This window comes from Ruegeria sp. YTSA219, from assembly GCF_059609985.1.
In genome coordinates, this window is sequence record NZ_JBXWMT010000017.1 from 21885 (window position 1) to 43174 (window position 21290).

A 21290-nucleotide genomic window follows, 5' to 3' on the forward strand; every position below is an offset into this window, starting at 1 on the left:
ATTTCCAAACCCGCGTCACGAGGGCTTTTTCCTATCAAACAGCACCAACCCGAACGCACCTGCGAATATGAATACATCGGCCAGATTGAACACATAGGGGTTGTCGAAACCACAGCAGGACATGTTCAGAAAATCCAGCACATATCCGTACAACACGCGGTCCACCACATTGCCAAGCGCACCGCCGATCAGCAGGCCGCCACAGACCAACATGAGCTTTGAGGGGGCCGTGCGCATCAACCAAATCAACACGCCCACTGAAATCACCAGTGAAACTCCGATCAGAGCCCAGCGCGCGGCGTCGCCATTGCCCTGAAACAGGCCGAAATTGATGCCGCGATTCTCGCCATATCTGAACACCAGAAAGGGCGGTAGAACGCTGATCGGCCCTTCGGCCACGCGCATCACATGAACGACCAGGTACTTGCTGATCTGGTCGATCAGAAACGCGGTCAACGCCGCCCAGAGGAGCAATCGGGCACGCATCAGTGACGGAAATGACGCATGCCGGTAAAGACCATGGCCAAACCGGCCTCATCTGCGGCGGCGATCACGTCGTCATCCCGCATCGAGCCGCCAGGCTGAATCACGCAGGTGGCGCCTGCCTCTGCGGCCTCCATCAAACCGTCGGGGAAGGGGAAGAACGCGTCTGACGCCACCGCCGAGCCGATGGTCAGCGGTTGGGCCAAGCCCAGCACATCGGCCATACGTTCGGCCTTTTTGGCCGCGATCAGGGCGGAATCCACACGGCTCATCTGACCCGCGCCGACACCCACGGTCGCGCCGTCCTTAACATAGACGATGGCGTTGGATTTCACGTGCTTTGCCACCTTCCAGGCAAACAGAAGGTCGCGCATCTGTTCATCCGTCGGGGCCTTCTTGGTGACAACCGTCAGGTCATCCATGCCGACGAATCCGTTATCCTTGTCTTGCACCAACAGACCGCCCGCGACCTGACGCACGGTTTTGCCACCAGCGGTCACATCCGGCAGGCCTTCGGTCGTCAGAAGGCGCAGGTTTTTCTTGGCGGCAAAGATCGCCTTGGCCTCATCCGAGGCGCCGGGCGCGATCACAACCTCGGTGAAAATCCCTGTGATTTCCTGCGCGGTTTCAGCGTCCAGCGGCTGATTCAGGGCCACGATCCCGCCAAAGGCCGAGGTACGGTCACAGTCGAACGCGGCCTTATAGGCGTCCAGCAGCGTGCCTCCTGTCGCAACGCCACACGGGTTGGCATGTTTGATGATGGCACAGGCCGCACCCTTGACGGGATCGAATTCCGCAACCAGCTCAAACGCCGCATCGGTGTCGTTGATGTTGTTATAGCTCAGTTCCTTGCCCTGATGCTGAAGGGCGGTCGCCACACCGGGTCGGTTGGTACCGTCGGTATAAAATGCAGCGGTCTGATGGCTGTTCTCGCCATAGCGCAGTGTCTGTTTCAACTCGCCCGCAAAAGCGCGGCGTTTGGGGGCCTCAAGCAGCAGCGCATCGGCCATCCAGTTCGATACGGCGGTATCGTAAGCAGCGGTGCGGGCATAGGCCTTTTGGGCCAACCACTGACGGAAACCATATGAGGTCTTGCCATAATTCTCGTCCAGCTGATCCAACAGCGACGAGTAATCCTCGACATCGACCACGACATTGACAAACGCGTGGTTCTTGGAGGCGGCACGGATCATCGCCGGGCCGCCGATGTCGATATTCTCGATACATTCGTCATAGCCAGCGCCTTTAGCCACGGTCGCCTCGAACGGATAGAGGTTCACTACCAGCAGGTCGATCGCGTCGATGCCGTGTTCGTTCATCGCGGCGACATGGGTGTCATTGTCACGCAAGGCCAGCAAGCCGCCATGCACCATCGGGTGCAGCGTCTTGACCCGGCCATCCATCATCTCGGGGAAACCGGTGATCTCGCTGACATCCTTCACCTCCAACCCCGCATCGCGCAACGCTTTTGCTGTGCCGCCGGTCGACAACAACTCGACCCCGCGGTCGGCCAGCGCCTTACCCAGCTCGATCAGCCCGGTCTTGTCGGATACGGAAAGCAACGCGCGGCGCACGGGGTGAAGATCGGTCATGGGTCCAAAGGTCCTTTTGGCGTCAGTCAAACTCGGGCTCGTCCCGGTGCAAGTCGCGCACGGCAAAGGCTGTATCCTGCGCCTTGCTCAACGTCCACCGGATGCGCGTCGCATACTCCATTGCGCGGCCAGATAGAACGATCTGTTTTGTCGCGCGTGGCTTCAAACGGCCCTTTTCAAGATAAACACTTGGCTCGATTGACAATTTCCCCACACCATCATGGCGGAACACCCAAATCTCACCGCTTTTGAGCGCCATGGACACCGCCGCACCGCCCAAATCTATCGCCGCATCCACGTCCGGATGCAGATGGAACCGTATGTCAAAGCCGATACCAGTCAGGCTCGACGCATCCAGCGCCTTGTCAAATTGCCGCTTGGCCCTGTCACTTGTGGTAAGCAGAATATCTTCGCCGGTCAGCTCCCGCCCGTCAAAGCGCAGCTCGAACGTTCGGGCATGGGTCAGGCCGAACACTTTGGTATAGCCATCATGCCCGGCCATAAACCGGGTTCCCTCGAACGCGTCTTCGAACTCGACCGGAACATCCTTTGGCGCGTCCACCAGCCCTTCACGTTCCGTACCAGGAACAGCTGAGGTCAGACGCGCACTTGAAAAGCCGTCAAGACAAAGTGTCGAATGCGACGGCGTGGCGCGCCCGGCCCGACGCCATTCCAACCCAAAGGTTTCCCCAGACCCACAATTCACAATCAGAGGTCGGCGGCCCGAGGTCAGCTCGAATGCCAAGGTCGACGCATGTGCGTTATATGACGCATCCCCTTTGGGCGGCGAACTGGCGTCAATTACCACACTGGTCCGTGCCGCATAGAGACGGGCAAATCCCATGGACAGGCCGTTCTCGCTTTGCGGTCTGACGCCGCTTTGCGCCAGAGCCTTATCCAGACGCCCCTCGACCCCGCGCCCGCCCCCGTGGAAACGGGCCAGTGCACCATCCGAATGACGCAGATTACGCATGGTCGGGGCCATCCGTTTAATCGCATTCGCCTGCGCCCCAGGTGTACCCCGCCCCAGATCGCTAAGTGCTGCCGATGTCCAGGCGAGCAGCGTGAAGACTTCCAGCAGCTCCTCGGGGTTGCGCGTGGAGATACCACCTTTTTGATCTATCTGACTGTCACATTCCCGCGCCAGAGCGCGCAGGGCGGGCTCTGCCATCTGCTCAAGCCCTTCCAAAGCCAAACCAGCCTGCACCAGACCGGCTAGCGCCTCGAACCGGGGCAGGCCAGGCGTCGCAGCATGCCAGCGCTTCGACAGGAACCAGGCCTGCTGAGATAGCGAACTGAAAAAGACCTTGCTTTGTTGCTCATCCACACCGCGCAGCAAAAAGATCGCGTGATTGATCCAACGCATCACTCGCCGGCCTGTCAGATCAGGTGCCCAACCGGGCCCGTGCCCGCGCCCATGTGCTTCGATCCAGCCCCAGACCCAGCGTTGCGCCTTTTCGCGCGCCCGGATGTCGCCAACAGCCGCCAGATCATCCAGCCAGGCAAAACCGTGGCGTTCATCGTCGAATCCGGTGCTGGGCGCAGTGACATCCCATAAGCCTGTATCCTGCGCCTCTACCAGATAGCCCGAGAACAGCAGGTTCCCAGCCACCAACTGACGCCCGCGCGCAAATGATCCAACCGTGCGTGGTTCCGGATCGCCCACAAATCCGGTAACGGCCTTGCGCCGCTGACTGAGCCGCGCATAAAGCCGGTTCTGAAATCGCGACCATCGGTTTGCCATGGTGTCCGAATTTGACATGACGCTCGTTACTCTGCCCCTTGCGCTCTGCTGGCGCCTGAGACCCAACGATAGACCGGAGCAATCGTCAAGTCATCGAAAAGCGTGCCTTCAGGTCGATTTCGTCAGGCAGGCGATATAGAAGCCGTCCATGCCGCCTGTCCCCGGCCAATAGTCAGGCCGCAGACGCAAACCGCCCTCTTCGGTGATCCAGCCCGTTTCGATCCCTACGACCTGTAAAGCGGCCCGGTCCGCTTGCATATCAGGATACATCTGTAGCGCCTCTTCAACCTGCACCTCGCCCTCATCGGGCAGCAACGAGCAGGTGCAGTACACCAACCGCCCGCCCGGTTTCAGAAGGGTCCAGGCATGAGCAAGCATCTGCGTTTGCAGCTCGATCAGCGCGCCGAATTCCGACCCGTCCTTGGCAAAGGGCAGATCAGGATGGCGGCGGATCGTGCCGGTGGCGGAACAGGGCGCATCCAGAAGGATGGCGTCATACTGGCCTTGATATTCAAGCGCGTCAGCCGCGATGACCGTAGCCATCAGGCCCGTCCGCGTCAGGTTCTCGCGGACTCGTTCCAGCCGCGATTCCGAGATATCCAGCGCAGTCACATCGGCCCCCGCAGCCGCCAACTGCAACGACTTGCCACCGGGCGCAGCGCAAAGGTCCAGAATTTTCTCTCCGGCCTTAGGCGCCAGAACTCGGACAGGCAGTGCGGCGGCGGCATCCTGAACCCACCAGTCACCGCGATCATATCCCGGCAGAGCGGACACCTGCCCCGCATCCCGAACCCGCATCGAACCGGTCGGAAGCATCTCACCCGGCGCTGTTGCCCCGGGCTTGACCGAAAGATCCAGCGGCGCGCCCTCGAAATGCGCCAGCTCCATGCCGGTCACGGCCTCGGCACCCCAGGCCATGATCAATGGATCGCGCAGCCACTCGGGTAGGCGCGGCACGCGCATTTTCGGCCAAGCCTCTGGCCCTTCCGCCGCCACCTTGCGCAGAACCGCGTTCACCAACCCCTTGAGCCGCCCATGCTTGCGCGAGCGACCGACAATCTCAACCATGGAATTTACGACGCCATGCGCTGCCTCGCCATGGCACAGCTCAACCGCTCCCAGACGCAGGGCATTATGCACGGTCAGGGCGGGAGTGCGGTTCAGGTGATTGTCCAACAGACGGTCGGCGCGTTCGAGCCCACGCAGCGTTTGCAACGCCAGCCGCTGTGCCCGCGCCCGGTCTTCTGGTGCCAATCGCTCCAGCGCACCTGCAGCCAGACATTCTGACATCAGCCGCCCCTCACCCAAGATCTGATCCAGAAGGTAGATTGCGCTGCGTCGCGCGGCCGTTGCGTTATCGGACATTGAATCGCCTTTGATGTGACCCTCGTCCGCATTGCCAAGGGCGGACGGGGGCGTATATCAAGCCAATGCACTGAAAGGAACCCGATGTCATGAGTGACGAGCCCAAAGACCTGCCGCCTGCCGCACAACGCGCGCTGGCTGAGGCGGAGGACCGCCGTCGCAAGGCCGAAGCCGACGCAAAAGCGCGACCCAAAGAGCTGGGCGGACGCGACGGCCCCGATCCTGCACGTTATGGCGATTGGGAAAAGAAAGGCATCGCGATAGATTTCTGATCAATCCCCGCGCAGGGCCTGCAGAAAATCCGCGATGAGCGCCCGTTGCTTATTGGATTTCGCACGCTCTTCGGGCCAGGTCAGCCAATAGCCATCTTTTGCGTTCAATTCGGGCAAATCCAGTCGACGCAACCGCCCCGCTCGCAAGTCCGATTGCGCCAAGGGCATGGATCCCAACACAACGCCCAAACCCTGCCGAGCCGCCGAAATCGCATGTTCCATCGAATCGAAGCTCATTTTCGAGGTTCGCAGGTCGGTCTGAGTGGTGTTTTTCGCCCAATCACGCCAGCCGGGCCTTTCACCGCGCAGATCAATCAAGGGCGCGGACCAATCCACACCCGGCGCTGCCATCGGCACCAGCACTTCGGCGGCAATCAGTTCGGCATCTCGCCCGGGCCACGCCCCACGCCCATAGCGGATTTGAAGCCAAGTCCTCTCTTCATCCAGCGAAGACCGTCGCGCCACAGAATCTGTCAGCACCCGAACTTTGGGGCGCAGGTCGTGAAAACGTGCAAGAGCGGGTATGACGAGGGCTTTGATATGGGACGACAGGCCAGCCACCCGCAATTCGCGCGGGGATTTTCCGAAAAGGTCTTCGGTATTGCGCTCGAGCGCCTGCAAGCTGTCCTGAACCAGCGGCAGATAGCTTTCGCCCTCGACGGTCAGCGATACACCGCGCGCCTCGCGCACAAACAGCGTGCGGCCCAACCAGGCCTCAAGGTTGCCGATGCGCTGACTGACGGCAGCCTGCGTTAGACCGAACTCGCGCGCCGCTGCCGAGAATCCACCCAACCGCCCCGCCGCTTCGAATATGCGCAACCAGTCCAGCGGGGGCAAGCCGATCTTCTTTTTATCCATAAGATTTTCCAGGCCTCAGCAGCAACAAGGATTAATTGTCGTAATGCCATAGGGGGCGTATATCCTCAAGCAAAGCCCCGCGCGAACAGGAGAAACCCCATGCTGCGCTCTGCCACCCATACTCCGTCAATCGTCACCGTGGAATTCGATACAGGCCCAAGTGCCCGCTTTCACGCCATCTGGCTACGCGACAACGCGCTTGATCCTGACACACGGGCACCGGGCAACGGACAGCGCCTGATCACCATTGGCGATATCCCCGCCGATACCATGGTCAGCGCTGCCTCAGTGGCCAACGGCGACCTCACCGTCACATTTCAACCCGAAAACAAGACTGTCACTTTCCCCGCCGATTGGCTGGCTGCGCATAGCTATGACCAAGAGGACAGCCGCAACTTTGGCCGCACCGCGCCCGGGATCACCACCTGGGAGCAAGGGCTCGACGCGCCCAGCGCCGACTGGAGCGACGTCCACGCCAAACCCGCAGCCAAGCGTGGCTGGCTGGCAATGGTCGCCGAATACGGGTTTGCCAAACTGACCAGTGGCCCGACCGAACCGGAATCCCTGTTGAAGGTGGCTGATCTGTTCGGATACGTCCGTCAGACCAACTATGGCCCCTATTTCGAGGTTCGAACCGAAGTGAACCCGACCAACCTGGCCTTTACAGGGCTTGGCCTGCAGGCGCACACCGACAACCCCTATCGCGACCCGGTACCGACATTGCAGATCCTGTACTGCCTGGAAAACAGCGCCGAGGGTGGCGATTCCATTGTTGTGGACGGGTTCCGGGCGGCGGAAAAACTGCGCGATCAGGACCCCGATGGATTTGCCCTGTTGGCAGGTTTCCCGGCGCGGTTCGAATACAAGGGCTCGGACGGGGTCTGCCTGCGGTCGCGCCGCCCAATGATTGAGCTATCGCCCGACGGCGAGTTGATCGGTATCCGCTTTAACAACCGCTCGTCGGCTCCGTTTGTGGATATCCCCTTCGATCTGATGGAGGCCTATTACGCCGCCTATCGCCAGTTGGGTGAGATAATCGACGATCCGGCCATGGGCGTGTCGTTCAAGCTGGAGCCGGGCGAAAGCTTCATCGTTGACAACACCCGCGTCCTGCACGCGCGTCTGGGCTATTCCGGCGCCGGGTCGCGGTGGTTGCAAGGCTGCTATGCCGACAAGGACGGCTTACTGTCAACGCTGGCGGCGATGGAACTGGCGACACTGGAGGCGGCGGAATGAAACCTGATTTCTCGACCCTGACCCCCGACAATATCGTGGCCTTCATCGGGGATATCTTTGACCGCCGCGGAGGCGAGGAATATCTGGGCGAACCCGTCACCATGGCAGAACACATGCTGCAGGGCGCGACCATTGCCGAACAGAACGGCATGCCCGAAGAGATCATCGTAGGGGCATTGCTGCACGATATCGGTCATTTCACATCCGAATTCGGCACGTACCACCCCGACGACACCGAAGACCGCCATCACGAAGATGCAGGCGCCGAGGTGCTGGAACAGTTCTTTCCGTCTGTTATCACCGATTGCTGCCGCTATCACGTGGCGGCCAAACGGTATCTTTGCGCTACCAAGCCCGAATATTTCAACCGCCTGTCCACGGCTTCGGTTCATACACTGGAACTGCAAGGCGGGCCGATGAGTGCCAGAGAAGTTGCCGAATTCGAGCAGAACCCGAACCTGAAAGAGATCATTCAGGTGCGTTATCTGGACGAAGCAGGTAAACGTGCAGACATGGAAACCCCCGATTTCAACCATTTTGCGCCGATGGTGCAGCGAATGGTCGAAAAATATCAGGAGCTCACATGAACGCCCCAGAATACATTTTTGAGGCCAACACCAAACCATCCCTGCCTTGGCACGAGGTCCCCTTGATCCGTGCTACAGACAAGTCGGTCAAGGGCTATGGCTGTCTGGTCGACGACCCCGAAGAATTCGAAATTGAAATCGTCCGTTGGCCACAGCAAGGCTGGCGGCCCATCGACGAAGGCACCGGCGATGAAGCCGGTTGGGTCGAAGGCACATTTCATGGTGAGTGGAAAGGGGACGTCCTTTACGGCGAGAACGAAGCGGTCAACGGCCACTATGTCCTCGGCTGGTCCACTGATCCGCAACAGGCCAACGCCAACCGGCAAACTGCTCCGCGCGATCAGGTTCTGCTTTGGCACATGAACTATCACCCCGATGGCGGACAGATGTTCTGGCCGATCGACAACAAGCCTTTCATCATCCCTGCCGCATTGCCGGGCGACAATCTGACACCGGAAAAGGTGGTGGCCTTCTGGTGTGATGGGTCACGCGGGCTGTATATCCATCCTGGCATCTGGCACGAGGGGATATTCCCGGTCGAGGACAATCAGCGTTTTCTGGATCGGCAGGGCAAGGTTCACGCGCGGGTCAGTGCGGATATCGGCAAAGAATTCGGCGTCTATCTCGCCTGCCCTTTGCGCGCAGATAAGATCCGAGAGTTGTAGTCGGTCTGTCGGCTCCCGGGCGGTGTCAAAGCCCCAGAACGTCCACCATGTCATATTGGCCAGGCGCTTTACCCTGCCCCCAAAGTGCGGCTTTCAGGGCGCCGCGCGCGAAAATGGCGCGGTCAGTGGCCAGGTGGCGCAGCACGATGCGTTCGCCCGGTGCCGCGAATAGCACGTCATGCTCACCCACGATGTCGCCGCCGCGAATGGCATGGAACCCGATATCGCCCCGTTTGCGCGCGCCGGTCATACCATCGCGGCCCCGATCGGACACCTCAGCCAGATCTACACCACGCCCTTCCGCAGCAGCCTCGCCCAGCATCAGCGCGGTGCCCGAGGGCGCATCGACCTTGTGGTGGTGATGCCCTTCGATCACCTCAATATCGAAATCTTCATCCAACGCGGCAGCGACCTTTTTGGTCAGCTGTACCAGCAGGTTCACACCCAGGCTCATATTTCCCGCCCGCACGATCACCGCATGACGTGAGGCCGGCTCCAGAGCGGCAATCTGCTCGTCACTCATCCCGGTAGTGCCGATCACATGCACACAGCGCGCCTGCGCCGCCAACGCGGCGAATTCCAGCGTCGCCTCGGGTGCGGTGAAATCAATCACGGCCTGCGCCTGGGCAAAGGCCTCCAGCGGATCGTCGGTCACCGTGACGCCCAGCGCTGCACCGCCCATGGCCACGCCCACATCCTGCCCAACCCAATCATGACCCGTGCGCTCGACCACGCCGACCAGACGCGCCTGATCGCTGTCGGTCACGGTCCTGATCAACATCTGACCCATACGGCCCGAAGCCCCTGTGATGACGATCCCCGGAATATGGGTCATTGCGCTGGTCCTTTTGCATTGATTGGCTCAAAGCCTCCTACCCGGTTCGCACCCGCTTGGCAAAGCCCCGCTTTGCGCTTAGATCGGGGATATGGCTAAGAACAAATTCCACGATGGCCCCGGCCCGTCCCAACGACAGCTGCGTGTCGGCGAACTGATCCGCCGCACCCTGTCCGAGGTTCTGGCGCGCGGAGATGTCCACGATCCCGACCTGAATCGCATGTCAATCACTGTGGGTGAGGTGCGCACCTCGCCCGATCTGAAGATCGCCACCGCCTTTGTGCTGCCCCTGGGCGGCAAAGGGCAGGAGGATGTGATCGAATTGCTGGCCCGCAACAAGCACGAGCTGCGGCGCATGGTTGGTAAAAAGGTCGGGCTGAAATTCTCCCCCGATCTGCGATTCCGGCTGGATGACACATTCGACCGTTTGGATGACACCCGCCGCATGTTCGATCAGGACGCGGTGCGCCGCGATCTCGACGAGTGATCCGGGCATTTGTCACTTTGGGCGCTTTCCTGTGGACGGCGCAAGCCGGGGCAGTAACATGCGAAAAGGTCACGCATAGTGACAAACGCTACACTGTCTGCGAGGTGGATGCAGCGAATGAGGACATGCGCTTGTTCCTCAACGACGAGAATGGCGACCTGCTAGGGCATTTCTCGGCGGTGAATGAGGCGCTGGAGCCCGATGGCAAGCGTCTGGCCTTTGCGATGAACGCAGGCATGTATCACGACGACCGCTCTCCCGTTGGCCATTATGTCGAAGACGGGCAGGAGCAGATGCGTGTAATCCCGAACCCCGGCCCCGGAAATTTCGGCCTTCTGCCCAACGGGGTGTTCTGCATCCGCGAGGGCCGCGCCGACGTGTTCGAGACGCTGGACTTTATAGATCAAGCCCCGGATTGCCGGTTTGCCAGCCAATCCGGCCCGATGCTGGTGATCGACGGGGAACTGCACCCTCGATTCCTGTCCGATTCGACGTCGGTTTATGTTCGCAATGGTGTGGGTACCAGCGATGATGGCGCCCGCGCACTGTTTGCCATTTCCGAGGATTACGTCACCTTCCACGAATTCGGCAGCCTGTTTCGCGAGGTATTGGAAACCCCGAATGCGCTGTTCTTTGATGGCAATATCTCACGTATGTATGACCGGGTGAATAATCGATCCGATGTCGGGTTTTCACTGGGGCCGATTGTTGGTGTGGTCGAAGACACGCCCTGAAATTGACAGGGCCCGACCGATCCGCTAACTCGCGCGCCTCGGCAAAGAACAAGGTGCAGAATGGGACGCAAACGCAAGGGTCGCGACATTTCCGGTTGGCTGGTAGTGGACAAGCCCGCAGGCATGACCTCGACCGCCGTGGTCAACAAAGTGCGTTGGGCGATGGACGCGAAAAAAGCGGGCCATGCGGGCACGCTGGACCCCGAGGCTACCGGAGTTCTGGCCGTGGCTTTGGGTGAGGCGACCAAGACCGTTCCCTATATCACCGACGCACTCAAGGCCTATACCTTCACCGTGCGACTGGGTCAGGCCACCAATACCGATGACGCCGAGGGCGAGGTAATCGCAAGCAGCGATGCGCGCCCTTCGGATGATGACATCAAAGAGTCCCTCGCGCCCTTTATCGGTGAAATCATGCAAGTCCCGCCGAAATTCTCGGCGGTGAAGATCGACGGGCAGCGTGCCTATAAGCTGGCCCGCGATGGCGAGGATGTGGAACTGGCTGCGCGTCCCCTGTGGGTCGAAGAGCTGGTTCTAGTCGACCGCCCCGACGACGACCACGTCATGCTGGAAATGACTTGCGGCAAGGGCGGTTATGTCCGATCGATCGCCCGCGATCTGGGGGCTGCGCTGGGGTGCTACGGCCATGTCCGCGAACTGCGCCGTATCTGGTCCGGCCCGTTCGAGACCAAAGACGGGCTGAGCATTGAACAGATCGACGAGATGGCCAAAACCACCGCGCTGGATGATTTCCTGCACCCGCTGGAAACTGGCCTATCGGACCTGCCCGAACTGAAATGCACCCCCGAAGGTGCGACCCGTCTGCGTAACGGCAACCCTGGTATGGTTCTGGCGTCCGATGTGGAATACGGGGATGAGGCCTGGGCCTCGCTGGATGGTCAGGCGGTGGCGGTCGGCATCTATAAATCCGGCGAATTGCATCCCAGCCGGGTGTTCGTCACGTAATCTGCGTGCTAGTCGAAACCCATGATCACGCGCACACATACCAAGGGCGACGCGCCCTCGACCGCTGTTTATTCAGATTGCGAGAGATACCGCTATAGCCTGACGCGCATCTGGGATCCGGCCGGGCGCAAGGCGCTGTTTGTGATGCTGAATCCGTCCACGGCGACCGAGGTGCAGAACGATCCGACGGTGGAACGCTGCGAACGCCGGGCGCGCGCACTGGGGTTCGGCGCGTTTCAGGTCACCAATATCTTTGCATGGCGCGATACTGATCCACGCAAGATGCGGGCCGCTGCCGATCCGGTGGGGCCAGAGAATGACATGGCCATTCTGAATGGCGTGGACTGGGCCGATCAGGTCATCGCTGCCTGGGGCACCCATGGCGCTCATTTGGATCGAGGCACCGCCGTCGAAACCCTGCTGCGCGGCACCGGTCAGCCGATGTACCACCTTGGGCTTACCAAGGAGGGCCATCCCAAGCATCCGCTCTATATCGCTTACACCCAAAACCCCGAACCCTGGTGACAAAGGGTTAACCACAAGCTCAGCTAGGCTTTGACCAAAGCCCTGATCGCATGGGACATTTCACCCTCGAAGCAATGCGTTCAAGGAGGTTGTCATGTTTCTGATCGGATTGCTTAGTCTGGCGGCTGTCGGCGGGGTGGCCTATGCCATCGGCGATGTCTTTGACATAGATGAAGATCCCGGTGAGGACGATGTCGTCGACGACCAGCCTCCTGCGGTCGAAACTGGCGAATTCCTTGACGTCGGTGAGAATGTCGAGGAACCCGAAGCGCCCGAGATTTCGACCGGGACGATCATATCCGAAATCGAGGGCGACATGATCATCGCTGGTACCGAGGATCTGGACATCCTGACCGGCCAGGACGGCGACGATCAGATCAATGGATATGCGGGGGATGACACGATTTATGGTGGCGAAGGCGATGACACCCTGCATGGGGGAGGAGGCGCTGATACGATCTTTGGCGGCGCTGGCCAGGATGTCCTTCACGGAGAGGCGGGCGACGATCAAATCTCGGGCGATGAGGGGGATGATGCACTTTACGGGCATTTCGGCGCAGATCACCTGGACGGCGGGATGGGCGAGGATGAGCTGTATGGCGGGCAGGATGACGACATTCTGATCGGCGGTGAGGGCGATGACGCACTGCATGGCGGGTTTGGTGATGACCGGTTGAGCGGTGGCGAAGGCGAGGACGTGCTGTTCGGCGGTGATGGCGACGATATTCTGGACGGTCAGGATGGAGAGGACACCAACGCGCTGGATTTCCTGAACGGTGGCGCCGGGGATGATACGATCCTTGCCGAAGGCGGTGATATCGTAACCGGGGGCGAAGGTGACGATGACATCGTGGTTTCGCCCGAATCGGATGATGACGCCGTCACCGTCATGGATTTTCAGCCCGGTCAAGACAAGCTGCTGATCTCATGGGAAGGTCAGGAAAACCCGGACATTCAGATCAAGACAGACACCGAAGACGAGAACCTGACCCATGTAATTGTCGACGGGCAGAACGTGGTGCAGCTGATCGGGGCAGACGGAGTCAGCGCCGATGACATTCAACTGATATCCTCAGGCGATCTGGCGCAGCTCTGCGCGCTGGGCTGAATTTCCAGAATCCCTTTGCCATTGACCGCAAATGCGCCTATACGCGCGCATCCGTGTCGGAATCGATGCGGTTTTCTCCATGGGCCTGCGCTGGACGACATCCCGGCCTGTGCCATCAACCCTAACCTTTTCAAAGGAGACCCCGATGTCGATTACTGCCGCTGAAAAAGATCGCGTCATGAAAGAATTCGCAACCAAGGACGGCGATACCGGTTCGCCAGAAGTCCAGGTTGCCATCCTGACCTCGCGTATCACCACCCTGACCGAGCACTTCAAGACCCACAAGAAAGACAACCACGGTCGCCGTGGTCTTCTGAAGATGGTTGCCCAGCGCCGTAAGCTGCTGGACTATCTGAAAGGCAAAGAAGAAGCACGGTACCAGGACCTGATCAAAAAGCTGGGCATCCGCCGCTAAGCGCGCGCTGCTGTTTTTGATACAGACGCTGAAAAGCCTATAGATCATGATACGCTCGCCATTCGGCGGGCGTATTTGGTTTTGGGGTTCTCTCCGACCTTGAAGCAAAGCCTTTCGCTGCCTTCTCGATGACCGATCACGACAACATCTCGGACGATGGAAACTTTTTTCGCGCCGTGTGATCCACTTCACCGACAAGCTGCTCAAATCGCTGCAGTCTAGGAACTGTAGTGAGTAGGCGCTTATTTTTTTTCGAGCGTTAGGTTTTTCATAGTCCTCCCTTTTCAAGGCGCGCCCACAATGGGCGCGCCCGTTTTTATTGGGAGCCACGGTTCCGCCTGCTTGCACGATAGAATCGCCCCTAAAGACGGCCGCTTTTTTGCCTTCAGGACCGTTGAATTTGCCCGTGATGAACAGGTGTCAAATTGTGACGTTGCGTCGCAGATTCTGAGCGCTGGTTTAGAAAGTTGACGTAAACGTAAGCAACGTCGTGTTTTTTTATCAGAGAGTCAAAAAATGACGCGAAAGGCCAATATCTTCCCCCTTTGCACAGGATCGGTCGGTTCCTAAATGCCGCCTGTCGCTGCGGGTACACACTCACGGCAAACGGTCTTTGAGCCCTCCCACCCTCGTGGTTCGGACTGGCCCGCAGCGACAGTGTCCGACGACTATTTTACTGGAGTTTAACAATGCCTCTAAAATCAGTTTTGAACCGCGTTTTTGCAGCTAACCTTTCCCAGGCTCCTAAATCAGAAAAAAAGTCAACAACAGTCTCTGGCACAGATGGCATCGTAAAAAAAATGTCCGAGGTGGAAACTGCCGCAATCCTCCGTGGCATATTGAAAGAAGAAGAATTGGGGTCTCCCCAACCGCGTAGCAAAGAAGATTCGTTGCAATAGGCCCAGACCCGCTTTGATCCCGGATATATGAAATCCGCTTTCTGCACGATCATAATAGAATGGATCATCTTCTTTAAGCTGGAGACGGGGCCAATACGGTCCGATCTCACCTGTAGTCAGTGGCTCCACCAAAATCGTTTGCCACACATGTCCTCCCCAAATTTTACCTGACTCAGACTGTATTCGGACACATCTGCACCGATCAGGGCCAAACCCTTATCCAACAGGGTGCATTTGGCGACTGGTCAATCAGGGTTTCAACATGTTATTCACCCAAATGGTTGACTGAAGCAGAATAAGGTTGTAATTCATCCAAATGGTTGAACGAGAGAGTCGATATGACCTCAATGCAATATTGAAGGCCGCGTCCGACCCGACCCGCCGCGCTATTCTGACGATGCTTGCGCAGCAGGGACCATTGCGGGTGACGGACATTGCGCGGCAATTCGATATGAGCCTCAACTCGGTCTCCAAGCACATCAAGGTGCTGGAAAACGCCGAGCTGGTGCAGCGCCGGACCGAATGGCGCGAACATCTGATCGAGGTTCAGATGGCTCCTTTATCAGCCGTTGATTCTTGGTTTGCCGGGTTGCGTTCGATTTGGGCGCTTCGGCTGGACGCCTTGGAAACTGCTTTGGAGGACCCAGAAGATGACGGACCTGTCACTTGAAATAACGCGCGCCATTCCACATCCACCCGAAAAGGTGTTTGATGCCTGGCTCAACCCCGAGATGCTGGCAAAATTCATGCTGCCGGCACCGGGCATGACCGTGCCCGAAGCGCATTCCGACGCCAAGGTCGGCGGCAGGTTCAAAATCATCATGCGCGCGCCCGAGGCTGGCGATCTGCCGCATGAGGGCGAATACAAGGTCATCGACCGCCCCAACCGTCTGCAATTCACCTGGAATTCGCCCTACAGCCAAGACGATTCCACGGTCACACTGGATTTCACACCCACCGAAAAGGGCACCGAGCTGCGGCTGCACCACATCCGCTTTCCCTCGCAGGAAAGCCGGGACAATCACGAGGGCGGCTGGACCGCTATCCTTGCGGCGCTGGAGACGGCACTATGATCAACTGGCTGGCTCTCGGTGCAGGGGTGGTCGCTGCCTTTTTGTTGGGCTGGCTGGTCTACGGCCCTATGGGCTTTCAGAAACGCTGGGCAGAAGGCACCCGCATCGACCCGACGCCGCCCGAAACCCCGCCACTGGGCGCGATGGCCACACAGATCGTGTTCCTGATCCTGCTGGCTGCGGTAATCGCGGTGACCGAGACTACCAATAGCCTGGGCGTCGCCCTGCTTGCAATCCTTGCGGTGGCGGCGCAGACAGCCTCGGTCGGGACATGGGCGCAAAAAAGCGGCTTCGCCATTGCGGTCGACACCGGCTATGCGCTGGGCTGTGGTATCGTCATGATCCTGGCCCACGCGATCCTGTAGGATCGCCGCGTCTGCCCGATCCTCGATGGATCGGGCATGCGCCCTTTATACCCTTACCCTTCCTCGGAACTCCTGCCTTTCCAAAGCCCCCAAACTGCTGTATGGGCGGTCCATCTGAGACGTTGTGCTCTGACCCCGGCACTCGAATGGAAGATAAAGTGGGGTCGGCGGCAATGGGGCCGCCACGCAAACGGGAGACCCGCAGGGGCGGGAGTGCTCCCTTCTAGGATACGCAAATGTTTGATGTAACAAAGAAATCAATTCAGTGGGGCGAAGAGACGCTGACACTGGAAACCGGCAAGGTTGCCCGTCAGGCGGACGGCAGTGTGATTGCCACGCTGGGCGAGACCAGCGTGATGGCAAACGTGACCTTTGCGCGGAAGCAAAAACCCGGTCAGGACTTTTTCCCGCTGACCGTCCACTACCAAGAGAAATATTATGCCGCCGGTAAAGTTCCGGGTGGCTTTTTCAAGCGCGAGGCGCGCCCGACTGAAAAAGAGACGCTGACCGCGCGTCTGATCGACCGGCCGATCCGCCCGCTGTTTGTTGACGGCTTCAAAAACGAAGTTCTGGTGATGTGCACCGTGCTGAGCCACGATCTGGTCAACGACCCTGACATGGTGGCGATGATCGCAGCCTCTGCCGCGCTGACCATTTCCGGCGCACCGTTCAGAGGCCCGATTGCTGGTTGCCGCGTTGGTTTCGAGGATGGCGAATACATTCTGAACCCGACTGTGGACGACATGCAGGACCTGCGTCTGAACCCTGAACAGCGTCTGGATCTGGTTGTTGCCGGCACCAAAGACGCCGTGATGATGGTTGAATCGGAAGCCTACGAGCTGTCCGAGGCCGAGATGTTGGGTGCGGTCAAATTCGCACATGAGCAGATTCAGCCGGTGATCGACCTGATCATTTCACTGGCCGAAGACGCGGCAAAAGAGCCGTTTGATTTCCAAGCGCCCGATTATTCTGAGCTGTCTGCTGCCGTTAAGGCCGCAGGTGAAGAGCAGATGCGCGCCGCCTTCGCAATCACCGACAAGCAAGAGCGCACTGCCGCTGTTTCCGCTGCCCGCGATGCGATCAAGGAAGCCCTGACTGAGGAACAGCTGGAAGACGCGAACCTTGGCTCGGCGATGAAAAAGCTGGAAGCAGGCATCCTGCGCGGCGACGTCGTCAAAGGCGGCAAGCGGATCGACGGTCGTTCGACCACCGATATCCGTTCGATCGTTGCAGAAACCTCGATGCTGCCGCGGACACACGGCTCGGCCCTGTTCACCCGTGGTGAAACACAGGCGCTGGCTGTAACCACGCTGGGCACCGGTGATGATGAGCAGTTCATCGACGCCCTGCACGGCAACTTCAAATCGAACTTCCTGCTGCATTACAACTTCCCTCCTTATTCGGTTGGTGAAGCGGGTCGCGTGGGCCCTCCGGGACGTCGTGAGATTGGTCACGGCAAACTGGCATGGCGCGCGTTGCAGGCGGTTCTGCCTGCGGCAACCGACTTCCCCTACACGATCCGCATCGTGTCCGAGATCACCGAATCCAACGGATCAAGCTCGATGGCTTCTGTTTGCGGCGGTTCGCTGTCGATGATGGATGCGGGCGTTCCGCTGAAAGCACCGGTTGCCGGTGTTGCCATGGGTCTGATCCTGGAAGATGACGGCGATTACGCGATCCTGTCGGACATTCTGGGTGACGAAGACCACCTGGGCGACATGGACTTCAAGGTTGCGGGTACCGAAAACGGCATCACCTCTCTGCAGATGGACATCAAGGTTGCGGGTATCACGCCCGAGATCATGGAGAAAGCCCTGGCGCAAGCCAAGGACGGCCGGATGCACATCCTGGGCGAGATGGGCAAAGCCCTGTCCGAGACCAATGATTTCTCGGTCCACGCACCGCGCATCGAGACCATGAACATCCCCACCGACAAGATCCGTGAAGTGATCGGTTCCGGCGGCAAAGTCATCCGCGAAATCGTCGAAGTCTCGGGTGCCAAGGTCGACATCAACGACGATGGCGTGATCAAGATCGCCTCGCCCGATGGGGAATCGATCAAGAAGGCCTATGAGATGATCCATTCGATCGTTGCCGAACCCGAAGAAGGCCAGATCTACACCGGTAAAGTGGTCAAGATCGTCGACTTTGGTGCTTTCGTGAACTTCTTTGGCAAGCGCGACGGTCTGGTCCATGTGTCCCAGATCGAAAACCGTCGCCTGAACCATCCGTCGGATGTTCTGAAGGAAGGCCAGGAAGTGAAGGTCAAGCTGCTGGGCTTTGACGACCGCGGCAAGGTGCGCCTGTCGATGAAAATCGTCGATCAGGAAACCGGCGAAGAGATCGCACCTGAGAAGAAAGAAAAGAAAGAGGAAGGCGCAGAATAATCTGCTCGCCCCTCTGATTTCTCGAAAGACCCCGGCTTTGTCCGGGGTCTTTTTTTGTTCTGTCAGCATAAACCTTGGACCAATTCCGCCCAATTCAACCGAAATCCAATCGCACCACCGGCCAGGCGAACCCACGTCTCCTACATCGACGCAACAAATCTAGGAGATGCGAAATGGAGACTTTCAAAATGCTGACTCTGACCGGACTGATCGCGACCGCCCCGGTGCTGGCTTTTGCCAACGTGACAGTCGGGGACAAGCTGGGCACCACCGAGACCGATATCCGCACCACTCTCGAGGCGCAGGGATACCAGATCGAAGAGATCGAATTCGAAGATGGCGAGATCGAGGTTGAACTCGTCAAGGATGGCGTGGAAACTGAACTGGTCCTGAACAAGACCGATGGCGTTGTCACCGCGATCGAGCTTGAAGAGGACGACGACTGACCAGACAATCTTAAAGGAGCGCTATGAAGATTTCACAGACGTCTTTACTCTGGCTCCTTCTGGTGGTGCAGGCTGTCTGCGCCACCTTTTTCCTAACCGATGCAGCGCTCGATTGGTTTGGTGGCGAAACTGCCGGGTTTCGGCATTTGCACCAGTTCGAATTGTTCCTGTCTCTGGCTCTGATCGGTGGTTTGGTGGCGACAATCACCCTGATCCGGGCTCAGAGCTTGCGCGTGCAGGACATGCAGCGTCAACTGGGCGTGGCGCAGGGCGCGTTTTCGCAGGTCATCGAAAATCAATTCACGCAGTGGCAGCTCAGCAATGCGGAACGCGATGTCGCAATATTGTCCATCAAGGGTTTGTCGATCGCAGAAATCGCCGAGCTGAGACAGACGAAAGAAGGGACTATCAAGGCACAAAGCGCTGCGATTTACCGCAAGGCGGGTGTCTCAGGGCGGCTCCAACTGCTCAGCTTTTTTGTCGAAGAGCTTTTGTCCGAACCCCTGGTCAACACGTCCTCGTCGTCAGAACCCGCCGACCAGGGCCAGGCTTGATCCACGGTTGCTCTTTCCCCGCCTGACGCGGTGTTCTATGCACGGGGTATGCGATCCTTTGTCATCCATATGTCCTCGAGCACCGCGCGCCGTCCCAATGCTGATCAGCTCTGCGCGGCCCTGCCCAATGCTGAACTGTTTGAGGCCGTAAATGGCCGCGACCCTGGCCAGATTTCCGGTGTCGAACTGCATTCCGGAAATCTGCACCGCCCGCATTACCCATTCCCCTTGCGACCCGCAGAAATCGGCGTGTTCGAAAGCCATCGACGCATCTGGCGCAAGCTGGTCGAGGACGATATCGACCTGGCCATCATCTCCGAGGATGACCTGCGCATAGATCGGGCGCGAATGGAACAGGCGCTTGGGTTGCTGGCCTCAATCGCCACCCCCGATCACTATATCCGCATCCCCGTAAAACAGCGCGAAGTACCGGCACAGGTCCTGGCAGAACAAGACGGCCTGCGGCTGATCCTACCCAAGGTGATCGGCCTGCAATGCGTATGTCAGATGGTGGGGAAAAACGCCGCCGAACGCCTTTTGGCGACCACCGACCAAATCGACCGCCCTGTCGATACCTTCTTGCAGATGCACTGGCTGACAGACCAGCCGGTTCACGCCTTGCAAGGCAGCGGAAATCAGGAAGTGGCCCAGGAAATCGGCGGCTCGACCATTCAGACAAAACCGCCCCTGTCAGACAAATTAACCCGAGAGTTCAAGCGCGCAGCCTACCGCGCCAAGCTGCACCTGCACCCGCAGCGCCCGCCTGCTTCATCTGGCTGAAAATACCTTCCGGGGGGAATCGCGCCGCGAGGCGCGATGGGGGGCAGACAGCCCCCCTGACCTTGGTCGTCTTACGACGGCGCCTTGGTCTTGCGCAGATAGGGGAAGATGGTCTCGAACTCGCCAAACTTTGCTTTGGCGTCGTCGTTTGAGACAGCAGGCGGAATGATTACGTCTTCGCCAGGCACCCAGTTCGCCGGGGTAGCCACGCCTTTCGACGACATCTGCAACCCGTCCAGTGCACGCAAAATCTCGGCAAAGTTACGTCCCACAGTCATAGGATAGGTCATCGAAAGCTTCAGTTGCTTGTCCGGCCCGATGATAAAAACCGACCGCACGGTCGCGCTGTCGGCCGGGGTACGCCCGTCCGGCAAATAGGCCTCGGCGGGCAGCATGTCGAAGGCCTTTGAAACGGCCAGACCATCATCGGCAATGATTGGAAAACCGGGACGCGCGTTGCCATAGGCCTCGATATCCTTTTTCCACTTCTTGTGGTCTTCGACGCCGTCAACCGAAACGCCCAGGACCTTGGTGTTGCGCGCGGCCCACTCATCGCTTAGCTGCGCGACGGCCGAAAACTCGGTGGTGCAGACAGGAGTGAAATCCTTTGGGTGCGAGAACAGAATGGCCCAGCTATCCCCAATCCAGTCGTGGAACTGAATGGTGCCCTGATCCGTTTCTGCAGTGAAATTGGGGACTGTGTCGTTGATGCGCAAACCCATGAAGCATCTCCTTTGCTAATTACAAAACCGAGTCGGTTGTCCAGAACCTAATCACTTTGCGCCGATGTTAAACAGTCAGCAAGTCACTTTAGCCCTAGGCCAGACCTCAAAATTCCATTTGATCAAATCGCGCTTGCCGGTTTCCTGAAGGCCTGACACAGTGGCGCCGAACCAAGAATCCCCGTCGCATGG

25 protein-coding genes are annotated in these 21290 nt (G+C 58.9%); 18 read left to right on the forward strand and 7 right to left on the reverse strand.

What is annotated here, in order from left to right; genetic code table 11:
• Positions 1-15: 15 nt before the first annotated feature.
• From lspA to AC2FFB_RS18035, 4 genes are all read right to left on the reverse strand, one after another.
• Positions 16-486, reverse strand: coding sequence for a signal peptidase II (gene lspA / locus AC2FFB_RS18020; protein ID WP_281973770.1), 471 nt, complete (start codon positions 484-486; stop codon positions 16-18).
• Positions 486-2075, reverse strand: coding sequence for a bifunctional phosphoribosylaminoimidazolecarboxamide formyltransferase/IMP cyclohydrolase (gene purH / locus AC2FFB_RS18025; protein WP_496875260.1), 1590 nt, complete (start codon positions 2073-2075; stop codon positions 486-488). The genes lspA and purH overlap by 1 nt, the downstream gene beginning before the upstream one ends.
• Before the next feature lie 22 nt (positions 2076-2097).
• The gene (locus AC2FFB_RS18030; protein WP_496875261.1) at positions 2098-3837 is read right to left on the reverse strand and encodes a heparinase II/III family protein; all 1740 of its coding nucleotides are present in this window, start codon (positions 3835-3837) and stop codon (positions 2098-2100) included.
• A gap of 90 nt (positions 3838-3927) precedes the next feature.
• Positions 3928-5184 (reverse strand): RsmB/NOP family class I SAM-dependent RNA methyltransferase, encoded by a 1257-nt coding sequence (locus AC2FFB_RS18035; RefSeq protein ID WP_496690436.1) that lies wholly within the window; start codon positions 5182-5184, stop codon positions 3928-3930.
• Between the two features lie 89 nt (positions 5185-5273).
• Between AC2FFB_RS18035 and AC2FFB_RS18040 the strand changes: the two genes are divergently transcribed.
• Positions 5274-5456 carry a DUF1674 domain-containing protein gene (locus AC2FFB_RS18040; RefSeq protein WP_142640036.1) on the forward strand — a complete coding sequence of 61 codons (183 nt, stop codon included), beginning with the start codon at positions 5274-5276 and terminating at the stop codon, positions 5454-5456.
• Here the strand turns inward: AC2FFB_RS18040 and AC2FFB_RS18045 are convergent, their stop codons facing one another.
• Positions 5457-6314, reverse strand: coding sequence for a LysR family transcriptional regulator (locus tag AC2FFB_RS18045; RefSeq protein ID WP_496875262.1), 858 nt, complete (start codon positions 6312-6314; stop codon positions 5457-5459).
• 99 nt (positions 6315-6413) lie between these two features.
• On the opposite strand from AC2FFB_RS18045, the gene tmpA reads away from it, so the two are divergent.
• The 3 genes from tmpA to AC2FFB_RS18060 are packed head-to-tail and all read left to right on the forward strand — an operon-like array spanning position 6414 to position 8802.
• The gene (gene tmpA / locus AC2FFB_RS18050) at positions 6414-7550 is read left to right on the forward strand and encodes a 2-trimethylaminoethylphosphonate dioxygenase (RefSeq protein ID WP_142640032.1); all 1137 of its coding nucleotides are present in this window, start codon (positions 6414-6416) and stop codon (positions 7548-7550) included.
• On the forward strand, positions 7547-8137 hold the full coding sequence (tmpB, locus tag AC2FFB_RS18055; protein WP_142640030.1) for a (R)-1-hydroxy-2-trimethylaminoethylphosphonate oxygenase: 591 nt from the start codon (positions 7547-7549) through the stop codon (positions 8135-8137). Before tmpA ends, tmpB begins: the two co-directional genes overlap by 4 nt.
• The gene (locus AC2FFB_RS18060) at positions 8134-8802 is read left to right on the forward strand and encodes an ureidoglycolate lyase (protein ID WP_281996035.1); all 669 of its coding nucleotides are present in this window, start codon (positions 8134-8136) and stop codon (positions 8800-8802) included. The genes tmpB and AC2FFB_RS18060 overlap by 4 nt, the downstream gene beginning before the upstream one ends.
• A gap of 25 nt (positions 8803-8827) precedes the next feature.
• Here the strand turns inward: AC2FFB_RS18060 and dapB are convergent, their stop codons facing one another.
• Complete coding sequence (dapB, locus tag AC2FFB_RS18065) at positions 8828-9637, reverse strand: 4-hydroxy-tetrahydrodipicolinate reductase (protein WP_142640026.1); 810 nt, start codon at positions 9635-9637, stop codon at positions 8828-8830.
• A 91-nt stretch (positions 9638-9728) separates the two neighbouring features.
• Here dapB and rbfA point away from each other — a divergent pair, with 91 nt between their 5' ends.
• The 14 genes from rbfA to AC2FFB_RS18135 all read left to right on the forward strand — a co-directional run bounded on the left by rbfA (position 9729) and on the right by AC2FFB_RS18135 (position 20376).
• Entirely contained in the window at positions 9729-10124 is a 396-nt protein-coding gene (gene rbfA, locus AC2FFB_RS18070) for a 30S ribosome-binding factor RbfA (protein ID WP_142640024.1), read from the forward strand.
• Positions 10121-10858 (forward strand): phosphodiester glycosidase family protein, encoded by a 738-nt coding sequence (locus AC2FFB_RS18075; protein WP_496714223.1) that lies wholly within the window; start codon positions 10121-10123, stop codon positions 10856-10858. Before rbfA ends, AC2FFB_RS18075 begins: the two co-directional genes overlap by 4 nt.
• A 60-nt stretch (positions 10859-10918) precedes the next feature.
• Entirely contained in the window at positions 10919-11824 is a 906-nt protein-coding gene (gene truB, locus AC2FFB_RS18080; RefSeq protein WP_496714227.1) for a tRNA pseudouridine(55) synthase TruB, read from the forward strand.
• Between the two features lie 21 nt (positions 11825-11845).
• A complete protein-coding gene (locus tag AC2FFB_RS18085) occupies positions 11846-12349 on the forward strand; it encodes a DUF1643 domain-containing protein (RefSeq protein ID WP_496714231.1) in 504 nt (167 codons plus the stop codon).
• Positions 12350-12443: 94 nt separating this feature from the next.
• Positions 12444-13457, forward strand: coding sequence for a calcium-binding protein (locus AC2FFB_RS18090; protein WP_496690431.1), 1014 nt, complete (start codon positions 12444-12446; stop codon positions 13455-13457).
• 145 nt (positions 13458-13602) lie between these two features.
• The gene (gene rpsO / locus AC2FFB_RS18095; protein WP_142640015.1) at positions 13603-13872 is read left to right on the forward strand and encodes a 30S ribosomal protein S15; all 270 of its coding nucleotides are present in this window, start codon (positions 13603-13605) and stop codon (positions 13870-13872) included.
• Between the two features lie 689 nt (positions 13873-14561).
• A complete protein-coding gene (locus tag AC2FFB_RS18100) occupies positions 14562-14771 on the forward strand; it encodes a hypothetical protein (RefSeq protein ID WP_281996033.1) in 210 nt (69 codons plus the stop codon).
• A gap of 316 nt (positions 14772-15087) precedes the next feature.
• Positions 15088-15441 (forward strand): ArsR/SmtB family transcription factor, encoded by a 354-nt coding sequence (locus AC2FFB_RS18105; protein ID WP_142640011.1) that lies wholly within the window; start codon positions 15088-15090, stop codon positions 15439-15441.
• Positions 15422-15844, forward strand: coding sequence for an SRPBCC family protein (locus AC2FFB_RS18110; protein ID WP_281973782.1), 423 nt, complete (start codon positions 15422-15424; stop codon positions 15842-15844). Before AC2FFB_RS18105 ends, AC2FFB_RS18110 begins: the two co-directional genes overlap by 20 nt.
• Positions 15841-16209 (forward strand): DUF1761 family protein, encoded by a 369-nt coding sequence (locus AC2FFB_RS18115; RefSeq protein ID WP_142640007.1) that lies wholly within the window; start codon positions 15841-15843, stop codon positions 16207-16209. Before AC2FFB_RS18110 ends, AC2FFB_RS18115 begins: the two co-directional genes overlap by 4 nt.
• A 236-nt stretch (positions 16210-16445) precedes the next feature.
• On the forward strand, positions 16446-18596 hold the full coding sequence (gene pnp, locus AC2FFB_RS18120; protein WP_281973783.1) for a polyribonucleotide nucleotidyltransferase: 2151 nt from the start codon (positions 16446-16448) through the stop codon (positions 18594-18596).
• 173 nt (positions 18597-18769) lie between these two features.
• Positions 18770-19042: a PepSY domain-containing protein gene (locus AC2FFB_RS18125; RefSeq protein WP_142640003.1), complete on the forward strand. Its 273-nt coding sequence runs from the start codon at positions 18770-18772 to the stop codon at positions 19040-19042.
• Positions 19043-19065: 23 nt separating this feature from the next.
• Entirely contained in the window at positions 19066-19596 is a 531-nt protein-coding gene (locus AC2FFB_RS18130) for a helix-turn-helix transcriptional regulator (protein WP_271952098.1), read from the forward strand.
• Positions 19597-19644: 48 nt separating this feature from the next.
• Positions 19645-20376, forward strand: coding sequence for a glycosyltransferase family 25 protein (locus AC2FFB_RS18135; protein WP_496875263.1), 732 nt, complete (start codon positions 19645-19647; stop codon positions 20374-20376).
• Between the two features lie 71 nt (positions 20377-20447).
• Here AC2FFB_RS18135 and AC2FFB_RS18140 read toward each other — a convergent pair whose 3' ends face one another.
• Positions 20448-21098: a peroxiredoxin gene (locus AC2FFB_RS18140; protein WP_281996032.1), complete on the reverse strand. Its 651-nt coding sequence runs from the start codon at positions 21096-21098 to the stop codon at positions 20448-20450.
• Positions 21099-21290: the final 192 nt, after the last annotated feature.

Bases quoted from the DNA above. Each gene is read 5' to 3' on its own strand.
- rpsO (WP_142640015.1), top strand. From the start codon at position 13,603: ATGTCGATTACTGCCGCTGAAAAAGATCGCGTCATGAAAGAATTCGCA.
- lspA (WP_281973770.1), bottom strand. From the start codon at position 486: ATGCGTGCCCGATTGCTCCTCTGGGCGGCGTTGACCGCGTTTCTGATC.
- pnp (WP_281973783.1), top strand. From the start codon at position 16,446: ATGTTTGATGTAACAAAGAAATCAATTCAGTGGGGCGAAGAGACGCTG.
- purH (WP_496875260.1), bottom strand. From the start codon at position 2,075: ATGACCGATCTTCACCCCGTGCGCCGCGCGTTGCTTTCCGTATCCGAC.
- AC2FFB_RS18135 (WP_496875263.1), top strand. From the start codon at position 19,645: ATGCGATCCTTTGTCATCCATATGTCCTCGAGCACCGCGCGCCGTCCC.
- tmpB (WP_142640030.1), top strand. From the start codon at position 7,547: ATGAAACCTGATTTCTCGACCCTGACCCCCGACAATATCGTGGCCTTC.
- AC2FFB_RS18035 (WP_496690436.1), bottom strand. From the start codon at position 5,184: ATGTCCGATAACGCAACGGCCGCGCGACGCAGCGCAATCTACCTTCTG.
- truB (WP_496714227.1), top strand. From the start codon at position 10,919: ATGGGACGCAAACGCAAGGGTCGCGACATTTCCGGTTGGCTGGTAGTG.
- AC2FFB_RS18060 (WP_281996035.1), top strand. From the start codon at position 8,134: ATGAACGCCCCAGAATACATTTTTGAGGCCAACACCAAACCATCCCTG.
- AC2FFB_RS18045 (WP_496875262.1), bottom strand. From the start codon at position 6,314: ATGGATAAAAAGAAGATCGGCTTGCCCCCGCTGGACTGGTTGCGCATA.
- AC2FFB_RS18085 (WP_496714231.1), top strand. From the start codon at position 11,846: ATGATCACGCGCACACATACCAAGGGCGACGCGCCCTCGACCGCTGTT.
- rbfA (WP_142640024.1), top strand. From the start codon at position 9,729: ATGGCTAAGAACAAATTCCACGATGGCCCCGGCCCGTCCCAACGACAG.
- AC2FFB_RS18115 (WP_142640007.1), top strand. From the start codon at position 15,841: ATGATCAACTGGCTGGCTCTCGGTGCAGGGGTGGTCGCTGCCTTTTTG.
- AC2FFB_RS18090 (WP_496690431.1), top strand. From the start codon at position 12,444: ATGTTTCTGATCGGATTGCTTAGTCTGGCGGCTGTCGGCGGGGTGGCC.
- AC2FFB_RS18125 (WP_142640003.1), top strand. From the start codon at position 18,770: ATGGAGACTTTCAAAATGCTGACTCTGACCGGACTGATCGCGACCGCC.
- AC2FFB_RS18105 (WP_142640011.1), top strand. From the start codon at position 15,088: ATGGTTGAACGAGAGAGTCGATATGACCTCAATGCAATATTGAAGGCC.
- AC2FFB_RS18110 (WP_281973782.1), top strand. From the start codon at position 15,422: ATGACGGACCTGTCACTTGAAATAACGCGCGCCATTCCACATCCACCC.
- AC2FFB_RS18030 (WP_496875261.1), bottom strand. From the start codon at position 3,837: ATGTCAAATTCGGACACCATGGCAAACCGATGGTCGCGATTTCAGAAC.
- AC2FFB_RS18140 (WP_281996032.1), bottom strand. From the start codon at position 21,098: ATGGGTTTGCGCATCAACGACACAGTCCCCAATTTCACTGCAGAAACG.
- AC2FFB_RS18130 (WP_271952098.1), top strand. From the start codon at position 19,066: ATGAAGATTTCACAGACGTCTTTACTCTGGCTCCTTCTGGTGGTGCAG.
- tmpA (WP_142640032.1), top strand. From the start codon at position 6,414: ATGCTGCGCTCTGCCACCCATACTCCGTCAATCGTCACCGTGGAATTC.
- AC2FFB_RS18100 (WP_281996033.1), top strand. From the start codon at position 14,562: ATGCCTCTAAAATCAGTTTTGAACCGCGTTTTTGCAGCTAACCTTTCC.
- dapB (WP_142640026.1), bottom strand. From the start codon at position 9,637: ATGACCCATATTCCGGGGATCGTCATCACAGGGGCTTCGGGCCGTATG.
- AC2FFB_RS18040 (WP_142640036.1), top strand. From the start codon at position 5,274: ATGAGTGACGAGCCCAAAGACCTGCCGCCTGCCGCACAACGCGCGCTG.